Source organism: Streptomyces sp. NPDC050636 (assembly GCF_040654775.1).
Classification (GTDB): domain Bacteria; phylum Actinomycetota; class Actinomycetes; order Streptomycetales; family Streptomycetaceae; genus Streptomyces.
In genome coordinates this window covers 1-9,365 of record NZ_JBFAIP010000162.1, presented here as the reverse complement: position 1 = coordinate 9,365, position 9,365 = coordinate 1, and the positions used below count along the sequence as shown (strand labels likewise).

General features: G+C 66.6%; 11 protein-coding genes and 1 pseudogene. 3 read left to right on the top strand and 9 right to left on the bottom strand.

Going from position 1 to position 9,365, the window contains the following annotated elements:
- The 4 genes from AB0I10_RS39080 to AB0I10_RS39065 all read right to left on the bottom strand — a co-directional run.
- The coding region (locus tag AB0I10_RS39080; protein ID WP_363157509.1) for a hypothetical protein at window positions 1–417 on the bottom strand (417 nt) is incomplete at its 3' end.
- 10 nt (window positions 418–427) lie between these two features.
- Window positions 428–1,768, bottom strand: a complete 1,341-nt coding sequence (locus tag AB0I10_RS39075; RefSeq protein ID WP_363157508.1) for a phage tail sheath C-terminal domain-containing protein — start codon at window positions 1,766–1,768, stop codon at window positions 428–430.
- Window positions 1,769–1,794: 26 nt separating this feature from the next.
- Window positions 1,795–2,235 carry a phage tail protein gene (locus AB0I10_RS39070; RefSeq protein ID WP_363157507.1) on the bottom strand — a complete coding sequence of 147 codons (441 nt, stop codon included), beginning with the start codon at window positions 2,233–2,235 and terminating at the stop codon, window positions 1,795–1,797.
- A 52-nt stretch (window positions 2,236–2,287) separates the two neighbouring features.
- Window positions 2,288–3,589: a phage tail sheath C-terminal domain-containing protein gene (locus AB0I10_RS39065; RefSeq protein ID WP_363157506.1), complete on the bottom strand. Its 1,302-nt coding sequence runs from the start codon at window positions 3,587–3,589 to the stop codon at window positions 2,288–2,290.
- Between the two features lie 839 nt (window positions 3,590–4,428).
- Between AB0I10_RS39065 and AB0I10_RS39060 the strand changes: the two genes are divergently transcribed.
- Both AB0I10_RS39060 and AB0I10_RS39055 read left to right on the top strand, forming a co-directional pair.
- Window positions 4,429–5,115, top strand: a complete 687-nt coding sequence (locus AB0I10_RS39060; RefSeq protein ID WP_363157505.1) for a hypothetical protein — start codon at window positions 4,429–4,431, stop codon at window positions 5,113–5,115.
- Between the two features lie 159 nt (window positions 5,116–5,274).
- Window positions 5,275–5,598: pseudogene (locus tag AB0I10_RS39055) on the top strand (integrase core domain-containing protein); the annotation flags it as partial.
- Here the strand turns inward: AB0I10_RS39055 and AB0I10_RS39050 are convergent.
- The 3 genes from AB0I10_RS39050 to AB0I10_RS39040 all read right to left on the bottom strand — a co-directional run bounded on the left by AB0I10_RS39050 (window position 5,501) and on the right by AB0I10_RS39040 (window position 7,479).
- Window positions 5,501–5,773: a DUF1877 family protein gene (locus AB0I10_RS39050; protein ID WP_363157510.1), complete on the bottom strand. Its 273-nt coding sequence runs from the start codon at window positions 5,771–5,773 to the stop codon at window positions 5,501–5,503. The pseudogene AB0I10_RS39055 and the gene AB0I10_RS39050 sit on opposite strands and share 98 nt — an antisense overlap.
- 106 nt (window positions 5,774–5,879) lie before the next feature.
- Entirely contained in the window at window positions 5,880–6,131 is a 252-nt protein-coding gene (locus tag AB0I10_RS39045; RefSeq protein WP_363157504.1) for a hypothetical protein, read from the bottom strand.
- Window positions 6,132–6,663: 532 nt separating this feature from the next.
- Window positions 6,664–7,479, bottom strand: coding sequence for a methyltransferase domain-containing protein (locus AB0I10_RS39040; RefSeq protein WP_363157503.1), 816 nt, complete (start codon window positions 7,477–7,479; stop codon window positions 6,664–6,666).
- Between the two features lie 330 nt (window positions 7,480–7,809).
- Between AB0I10_RS39040 and AB0I10_RS39035 the strand changes: the two genes are divergently transcribed.
- Window positions 7,810–8,403, top strand: coding sequence for a TauD/TfdA family dioxygenase (locus tag AB0I10_RS39035; protein ID WP_363157502.1), 594 nt, complete (start codon window positions 7,810–7,812; stop codon window positions 8,401–8,403).
- A 161-nt stretch (window positions 8,404–8,564) separates the two neighbouring features.
- Here the strand turns inward: AB0I10_RS39035 and AB0I10_RS39030 are convergent, their stop codons facing one another.
- The gene (locus tag AB0I10_RS39030) at window positions 8,565–8,972 is read right to left on the bottom strand and encodes a transposase (RefSeq protein ID WP_363157501.1); all 408 of its coding nucleotides are present in this window, start codon (window positions 8,970–8,972) and stop codon (window positions 8,565–8,567) included.
- A 180-nt stretch (window positions 8,973–9,152) separates the two neighbouring features.
- Window positions 9,153–9,365, bottom strand: a 213-nt coding sequence (locus AB0I10_RS39025) for a Scr1 family TA system antitoxin-like transcriptional regulator (protein ID WP_363157500.1), incomplete at its 5' end; no start/stop codon positions are given.

Below are 9,365 nucleotides of genomic sequence, written 5' to 3'. Positions count from 1 at the left end.
CTGGCGCGTGCGGGGGCAAGTGAGGGTCGCCGATCCCCGGTACTCCGGCACGGGGTCCATGCCGGACGGATTACTCGCCTGGTCCACCACGGTGAAGACCACTTCGAGGGGACCCCCGTTGACGACGACTTCCGTCGTACCGTGGCCTGTCCTCGCGTACTTGGCGCGGTCCTCGGCGGGAACCCTGAACCGGACCCGGCCGGTTCCGGGCTTCGGAAAGGACGGCGTCGAGTAGGGGACAGGCGGGAGCACCATGGACTCGATGTCCTCGGGTACGCAGGCGGGCAACCCCTCGATCCGGAATCCCGCCGTGCCGCGCGGGATGGGGATCGGGGGCGGCGGGACGAGCGTCGCCGGAGGCGTCAGGGCCGGCAGGAGGGTGATGGTGTCACCCTGTCTCACGACGACCTTCTGCATGGGCGCCGCCTCAGCTGCTCGTGCCGGGCTGTCCGGCGATCTGGGTGATGGTGAACTGCACGAACTCGGCCGGACGCACCGGCGCGACACCGATGTCGCAGATCACCTGACCGGCGTCGATCGTCTCCGGCTTGTTGTTCGACCGGTCACAGATCACGTAGAACGCCTCATCCGGCGTACGCCCCAGCAACGCCCCCTGACGCCACTGATCGGTCAGAAAGCTCACCACGGAGTGCCGCAATGTCGCCCACAGGCGATCGTCGTTCGGCTCGAACACCGCCCACGTACTCGACTGACGAATCGAATCGGAGAGGAAGGAAACGAGCCGACGCACGTTGAGGTACCGCCAGTCACGCGAGCTGGACCGCGTCCGCGCACCCCACACCAACAACCCCCGTCCCGGGAAGACGCGCAGGCAGTTGACGCCCTTGTCGTTCAGTGCCCCGTTCTGGTCGTCGGTCAGGAGGGTGGGGATGCTGAGCACCCCGCGCAGGTTCTGGTTGGCGGGAGCCTTGAACACGCCGCGTTCGGTGTCCGTACGGGCCCACACGCCCGCCAGGTGCCCCGACGGCGGCACCGTGCGCCGCACTCCGTCCACCCCCGCGACCTCGACCCACGGGTAGTACAAGGCCGTGAACGCTGCGTCGTCGGAGTCCGGTGAGGCGAGCGTGCCGACGAACTCCTTCAGCCGTTCGACCAGTTGGCCTGGAGGTGCGTCGACCACCGCGAGCCGGTTGCGCAATTGGGTGCAGTGCGCAAGCACCTTGTCGATGAGTCCCTTGCCGGTCGGCAGCACCGGGGGCGGCGGGGTCGCGGTATCGGTTGCGGCCACGGTCATGTCCCAGAGGCTGGGCACCGCCACCATGGTGACCTCCAGCTCCGTCTCCAGGCCGCCCAGTCCCGTCCGTGTCTCGGCGTCTCCTCCGAGGGCTGCGTCGGATACCGCCGTGTCCGGGTTCAGGAAGCCGACGACGTAACAGGACGTGCCGCCGTTGGCGAAGAACCCGTACACCGCCTCGGCGAGCGTGAAGCACCGCTGGAGCACCTGGATCTTCTTGAGGTCACCGGACTCGGGGGTGTCGTCCTTCTGCTTCTTCAGCAGGGCGGCCAGTTCGTCGCCCAGTTCCTTGATGCTGTAGCGGTCGACGAACTCCTGCCATCCGTGGATCGGTTGCGGGATCTTGCGCTCGTCGGCGGTGAACGGCGGGGCCGGCCGTTCCGGGGGCGTGTCGTCGGACAGCTTGGTGTATCCGAGGAAAGCGGGCGTCGAGGTGCCCACCCCGACGATCATGCGGACGCCACTGGACCTCTCGGTGACGTAGACGCCCGGGGGCTTCGGCTGCGTTGCCATCGCTGCTGCTCCTTCCGGCTGCTCGACTACTCGACGGTGATGTCCTCGTAGGTGACCGTCACCTGTTCCGTCGCGGTACCGGAGTTGGCCGCCCCGAGCTGGGGCCCTTCCCAGCGGGAGGCCCAGGCGTTGGTGAGGTGGATGCGGCGCACGGTCTGCTTCTGCGCGTCCTTCAGCGCGATGGTGATGTTCTGACGGGCGCTGCCGAGGTCGGCGTTGACCAGGGTGGCCTTGATCCAGTCGGTGAACGCGGTGCTCTTGTCCATGCCACGGGTGATCGTGATCTCGCCGGTCCTGCGTGCGCCCGGCTGTTTGCGGACGATCAGCTCGCCGGTCGCGGACACCTGGCGGGTCTCGACGACGTCCTGTTCCAGGCTCAGTCCAGAGACGTCCTGGACGGTCTCGACCTGGAACTTGCCCAGTTCGATGGCGAAGGTGTTGCTACTGAAGGTGTCACCGGTCAACACGTGCGTGAGCCTCCCTGAATCCGGAATGCGGGCATCGGCAGTGCGGGTGTGCTCAGATGCTCTGGCCGGACTGGCCGGCGATCTGGGTGATGGTGAACTGAACGAACTCGGCGGGACGCACCGGCGCAACGCCGATGTCGCAGATCACCTGACCGGCGTCGATCGTCTCCGGCTTGTTGTTCGACCGGTCACAGATGACGTAGAACGCCTCATCGGGCGTTCGCCCGAGCAGCGCGCCCTGACGCCACTGGTCCGTCAGGAAGCTCGCGACCGAGTGCCGCAACGCCGCCCACAAACGGTCGTCGTTGGGCTCGAACACCGCCCACGTACTCGACTGGCGAATCGAGTCGGAGAGGAACGAGACGAGCCGGCGCACGTTGAGGTAGCGCCAGTCGCGAGAGCTGGACCGCGTCCGCGCACCCCACACCAACAACCCCCGCTCGGGAAAGACACGGAGGCAGTTGACGCCCTTGTCGTTCAGCTCGCCGTGACGCTGGTCGGTGAGTCGGACGGGCAGGGCCAGGACGCCGCGCAGGTTCTGGTTGGCGGGAGCCTTGAAGACACCGCGCTCGGTGTCCGTACGGGCCCACACGCCCGCGAGATGCCCCGACGGCGGCACCGTGCGCCGCGCCCCGTCCACTCCTGGGACTTCGACCCACGGGTAGTACAAGGCCGTGAACGCCGCATCGTCGGAATCGGGGCCGGCCAGCCGCGTCAGGAACTGCGACACGCCGGCCGGTGCGGTGTCGGGCGGCGGCTCGCACAGGGTGAGCCGGTTGCGCATGGCGGCGCAGTGGCCGACCACCTTGTCGAGAATCGCCGCGCCGATCTCGGGTGTCGTGCCCCGGCTCCACAGATCCGGCACCGCGACCATGGTCACGTCCGCAACGCTCTTCAGCCCGGCAAGACCGGTGCGCTTGTCGAGGTCGCCCTCGACCTCGCTCGCGAGGGGCTTGGTGGGGTCGAGCCGGAGGATGTAGCAGGAGCTTCCTCCGTTGGCGAAGAAGCCGTAGACGGCCTCGTGCAGGTATACCTCGCGAGCCGCGACGAACCACTGTGCCAGAAAGTCCAGTTCGCTCTGACGATGCCGCAGGGACGTCTCTTTCTCCCCCGCCGCGATCCACAGCCGGTACTCGTCGGGGAAGGCCTGCTCGACCTTGGCCGCCGCGGTTTCCGCCACCTGCCGGTCCGGTGCGCTGACGCTCTCGCCGGCCCAGTCGGCCGTCTGCACTTCGACGAGCGTGGCGAATTCCGGTTCAGTGACGGCCGGCGAACCGCCGGCGGTGGACTTCTGCCGGAGCTCGTCCTCCCGTTCCTGCCGTTCCTCAGCCGCCTCCACGATGGCAGCAGGCAATCTCTCGAGCTCACGCTCCAGCTCCTCCGGTCCCACTGGCGACCGGAAGTGGAACTTGTCCACGAACTCGGACCAACTGCCCACCAGCGTCGGAGGCGTCGACGGCTCGACCCCTCCGACGGTATAGCCGAGGAACGCGGGTGTGGACGTACCCGCTCCAGTGATCGTTCTGACCCCACTCGGACGCTCCGTGACAAACACTCCGGGCGCCAACGGACGAGCAGTCATGCCCCGTTTGCCCCTCTCTTCGGGAATGTACACCTTCAGCGAACCAGGGCACTGGAAGATCGTGCATGCAAAGAAGGGAAGCTACGCCAGATGACGTAGCGGCGCGGTCTCTCACCCTGCACGAACAAGCCAACTCCTCGCGGGCGGTCCGGCTGCCGGAACCACCGCTTCACTCGGAGTGGGTAGCAAAGGGAGTTCGCCCGCCGGCTCCTGAGCTTCACGGTGGCCTCGCGCTGCGCGGCGAGTTCGAGCCCTTTGTCCCACCCCGGCAGGAGGTCACACTGCAAGTGCCATTGGCCGCAGCGCGAGAGTGGAGATCCATGTCCCTACACGAACATCATTCAGACGCCCGAGCGGCCAGCGGCACCACGCAGCGGCGCACATCCCCGCGAGCCACTCCTGCTCCGCCCCGACCTCATGCGCTGCTCCATGCCCTGCAACACACAGCGGGCAACGCCGCGGTGGCCCACATGCTACGAGGGCAGCGGCACACGCACACCAGCGCTCCCATCCAGCGCACTGAGGTCGCAAGCGACTCCGTGATGCACCGTGCTTCTGGGCTTACGGTGCAGCGAGCGCCGACCGTTCGGGACGCGTCCAACGCGGAGCAGATGATCAAGGCCCTGGAGGCGAGCGGGCACACCGACGATGACGCCTACAGTCTCATGGGGCACTTGACACGCGAGGCGTTTCCGCCGGGCCCGGATCAGAGCCCCTTCAACATGAACGACTACATCAAGTCTGCGGGGCAGGCCCGTGTCGCACCGATCAAGGCGAAGCAGTCGGCCCAGTTGCTCAGCAAGAAGTGGACGATCCGCCACTACAGCGGCGCCGACCGCAATCAACCACCATCGTTCAACGACATCGCGTCGACCTACGACAATGCGCTCGCGGGCCGGATCTCCAGTCACACCAACATGGCCGACTGGCGCTCGCTGGGGAACATCAAGTTCACCTTCTATCTGGTCGCGATTGACGGCCAGGTACCGAAACGGCCGTTCCTCAACGATGTCCACTGGTACGCCGAGTGGAATCTTGACGACATCCCCGACTGCTGGTTCTCACGCGACCTGTTGGGCTCAATGAGCAAGGCCAAGGACGCGGGAGAAGCACACTCCGCGCTGGCAGAGGTCAAGGCCTTCCGTGGATCGGGCACGGAGGTCAAAAAGATCCTCGCGGCCTCTATCTTCAATGCCGGCAACAACCACGCAGAAGCGCTGGACAACGCGGTCGGCGGGGCCTTCGAGCTGAAGGTTCCCGGCGGACTACCGGTGACGCGGTGGGAAAAGAAGACATGAACTACGCGGCAGGTTTACCGAATCGGGGCAGTGGATCACGCCCAGAACCGCCCTTGTCCTCGCCTCATGCCCCCTGCCGGGTTCTGCTCTGGCGCGAGAGCCACGTCCAGGGGAGGGTCGATGTATGACCGCGCCGGCGAGTCGGGTGTGGTCGTCGACAACGAAGTCCACCGCGACGAGAAAGCCACCACCTGCGCAGACTTCCTGCAACGGGCCGCAGCCTTCTTAGCCGGCCTCGGCATCACCCGGATCGAACGTGTCCTGACCGACAACGCCTGGCCCTACCGCAAAAGCTTCGCCTGGCGCACAGCCCTCGCCGGCCTCAAAGCAACAGGCAAACTCACCCGCGCCTACCGGCCACAGACCAACGGCAAGGTCGAACGCTTCAACCGCACCCTGCTGGACGAATGGGCCTACATCCGGCTCTACGCAAGCAACGACGAACGCACCGCCGCCCTGCCAGACTTCCTCCACACCTACAACCGGGCGGGTATCCCCGTTCCTTCTCCATCCGCTCCGGGTCGTAGTGGGCCGCCAGCCGCTCCCACGAGGTCGCCCGTAGTTCCCGTGCCACGCTCTCGACCTGCTCCGCTGTCCACCCGAACAGGGTGCCGTCCTCCAGGATCGGGAACCCGTCCATAAGGAAGTCGAGCCGCACGTCCGTCTCGTCGAGCAGGAACTGGACGCTGGCCCACGCCTTGTCGACCCGTTGCTGTGCGGGGACCGGGCACAGGTGTTGGATTGACCGCAGCCAGCGCTGTTCGTCAGTGCGCGAAGGGCGGTTCGAAGCAGCCTGTCTCCATGTAGGGACCGTTGACCTCTACCTGGTAGTTGGTCTTCTGGACGAATGCGGTGACGCAGGCGTCTTTGTGTACGAGGAGGCCGATCCGGGCGCCTTCGGGCGTGACGTAGTGGTCGCCTTTGAAGCGGCGGTCCATACCCCGCACTTCGAGATTCCCGCCGCGCCGCTCACCGTTGGGGCCGGTCCGCTGTTCCTTGTACCCGAGCGCGAGCATCGCCGAGCGAACGCTCTTGGGATCCCACTTCCCCTGTTTCCAGAGTCGTTTGAGTACGGGTTCGATGCGATGGGCTTCCCGTTGAGCGTCTTTCTCGCTGGCGGGGGACATTTCGCGGGGTTGGCGGCCGGCGTTGTTTTCGTTGTAGTGCGGGGCTCCGTCGTGGGCTCCGGGTTCGACGTAGGGCGAGGCGCCGGGTTCGGAGGGGCTCGAGCTGCTGCTGGGGGCGGAGCTGGGCGTGGTGCTGGGCGTGGTGCTGGGCGATGCGCTGGGCGCGCCGGCTGCGACGCGCTGCTGACCGCAGGCAGTCAAGGGTATTGCGGCGCTCAGAAGGAGGGCAGCGGCAAAGTGTCTTCGTCGTTGATGCGTTGATTTGGGCATGCGCATCACTCTGCCATGAAGGGACCTCGGGACGGCGAGCGTCACTCACCTTGGTCGGATGGATTCGTCACACCCAGACATGGGGCTCACCCTCCGTCCGGCGGGGCACTCCGGTACCGATGCGCGGACGATGGACCGGACCGGCGGGCCCTCATGGGCAGCGGCCCCACGCGGAGATCATCGGGGAGGTGGCGAGGCCGAGGCGGCCCGAAGCGACGTTCGCGAGCTGCCGGTCGATCTCCTCCTCAGTCGCGAGACCTGCCGCGACCAGTCTGCCGCGCACGTGTCGGACCGTCGCCGCCTCCAGGACGTCGCAGGCCGCAGACGTGATCGGGAAGTAGGCGTCCGCGGTGACATCGGTCAGCCCCGCCTCCCGCAGCAGCCAGGGGAGTTTGCGTCCGTAGGCCAGGTCGGCACCGCGCGCCGCCAGCAGCGAGCGGAATCCGGCCCGCAACTTGTTCGCCAATGCCTGCTCAAGCCCGTACTCATCCAGGCAGATCAGCGGCTGCGGCGCCGTATCGGCATCTTCCAACAGCAGCCATCCGCCCGGCCGCAGTGCGCCTACCATCGCGCGCAGGGCCCGTTCTCTGTCGGCCACGTGCACCAACACCAACCGGGCGTGGACGAAGTCGAAGCCGCTCCCTGGGGGCTCGTCCAGGCCCACGTCATGGCGCAGCACCTCGATCCCTCCTCCCGCTGCCCGGGAGGACCAGGAAGTGTCGATATCGGTCGCCGGTACCCGACCGGTCGGCCCGACCCGGTCGGCCAGCCATGTCACCACCGAGGGGCCGCCCGCCCCGACCTCCCGGCATTGCCACCCCGAAGCGATCCCCAGGCCCTCGATGTGCCGGAAGGTGTTCGGGGCGAAGAGCTCGCTGAGCGCTTGGAAGCGGGTACCCGCCTCGGGCTGTGCATTGTCGAGGAGATAGCCGCCATTGTTACGGGAGTCTGGTGCGGAACACGTCATGAGGGGATTGCCCCCCTCCTGCACACCCCCGTCGCAAGGCACTACCAACTTTCGGTACACCCGTAGTTGCGCCGATTAGAGCCTGTCCGACGAATCACCCACGCAGCCGTGGCACGGTCACGGCGAGCGTGACCGTGCCATGGACGTGCGCTCTCTTTTCGTACCTGGTTGCCACGGCCGGGAGCCCTTGAGCGCGTTGCTGGTCCGCTCGGCCTCGCTCCTGCAGGAGTACGCTGCCCGGCTGTCCTGGCATCTTCCCCGAGTTTCCCGGGCAAGATCCCCATGTCCCATATCAGTTGAAGACCGCGGACAAGGTCAGGGAGGCACTGAGTGACGGAACTCGTCCCTGCTGGCGGACGTTCGTTGTGGGACCGAGAGTCCCTGCGGGAAAATGACTGGCTTGTGCAGCTCCCGTCGCACGAGGCCGGCATTTCCAAGCGAGCTGACCGGGACGCTCTGGCGGGTGTGGCCGCGTGCGTCGATCGGCGCCTGAGGGAGGGGCCCGGCTTTGCCGTCGTGCGTGGCCTGGATCTGGAGGGACTGAGCGAGGCGGAATGCGTGGAGTTGTCCACGTGGTTCGGCGAGGCGCTGGGCACCGTGCGGCCAGGCAAGGAAGCAACAGATGAGCTGGTGACGGCCCGTACACAGGCTGGGGGGCAGGCACTGTTTCCGGATCGGGACGGTCATGATCGCGCGTTGCCACTTCATACGGACAGGTCATCGCAGCAGGAGCCGCCGCGGGTACTCGGTCTGCTGTGCGTCCGGCCGGCCATGAGCGGGGGCGAGTCGATTCTGGTCAGCGGAGCCGCTGTCCATGACCGGCTACTGGCCGAACACCCGGATCTCCTGCACTACCTGTATGAGAAGGTGCACTTCGGGCGGGGAGACGGCTTCGAGCGGTTCGCGGGGCGGAGCACCTCGTGAACGGACGGCCGGGCCTTCCGAGGTTCCAACCCAGGCCCGGGCCTGCACACCCGTCCCCCTTGAACCAGAGATATGCCAGCAGATTCCGGCGCTTTCCAGCTGCGGGGTTCCGCAGACTTGGCGCTTCGGGCGGGGCGAGAACCTGAAGACTGCTCGGCTGATCACGAGCGAAGCCAGAGGCGAATGGCAACGGCGGCCACCGTGCCGCGGAAGGCATACGCCCTCTTGTCGAAGCGGGTGGCTACGGCACGGAAGCCCTTGAGCGCGTTGATGGTTCGCTCGACCTCGTTGCGGCGCTTGTAGACCGTCTTGTTGAAGCCGGTGGGTCGGCCGCCCGCGCTACCGCGGCGCTGGCCCTGCACGTCGGCGTCAGCCTGGACGGCCCGGGGGATCCTCTCCCATGTGCCGTCAGCCGACCACCTTCGATGTCGGTCGCGCACTGTCTTCCACTTCCCGAACCGCGCTGGCAGATCACGCCACGGAACACCAGTCCGCTGCCGGAAGAGAATGCCGTTGCTCACCCTGCGATGACTCTTCCAACGCCCGCCTCGTCCCACGTTCTTCGGCAAGTGCGGCTACAGATGCGCCCACTCCCGGTCCGACAGATCACCCCGCCCCATACTGGCCGGAACGATGAAAATGCTGGCCTGTCACACGACCCGTCGGACAGTACCTAGGCCCCGGCCGGGCTCACAGGCGTGCGCGCCGTGCCGGTCGGACTCGTTGAACAGCGATCTGGCCATCTGCGCCTACTCATGCTCCTCAGACGCGAACTTCTCGATGGCCTCTTCCAGCAAGGTCACACTGTCGCGCCTGGTCTCAGCCGCGTAGGCCAGTTCGTCCAGTACGTGTCGGTAGGACTCGATGTCTGATCTCTTGCTCAGGTAGAGGGCACTGTCGATCTGCTCCAGGTAGATCAGCTCAGACGGCCCGTGAGCAGGGAACGTCAGATGGGTAATGGG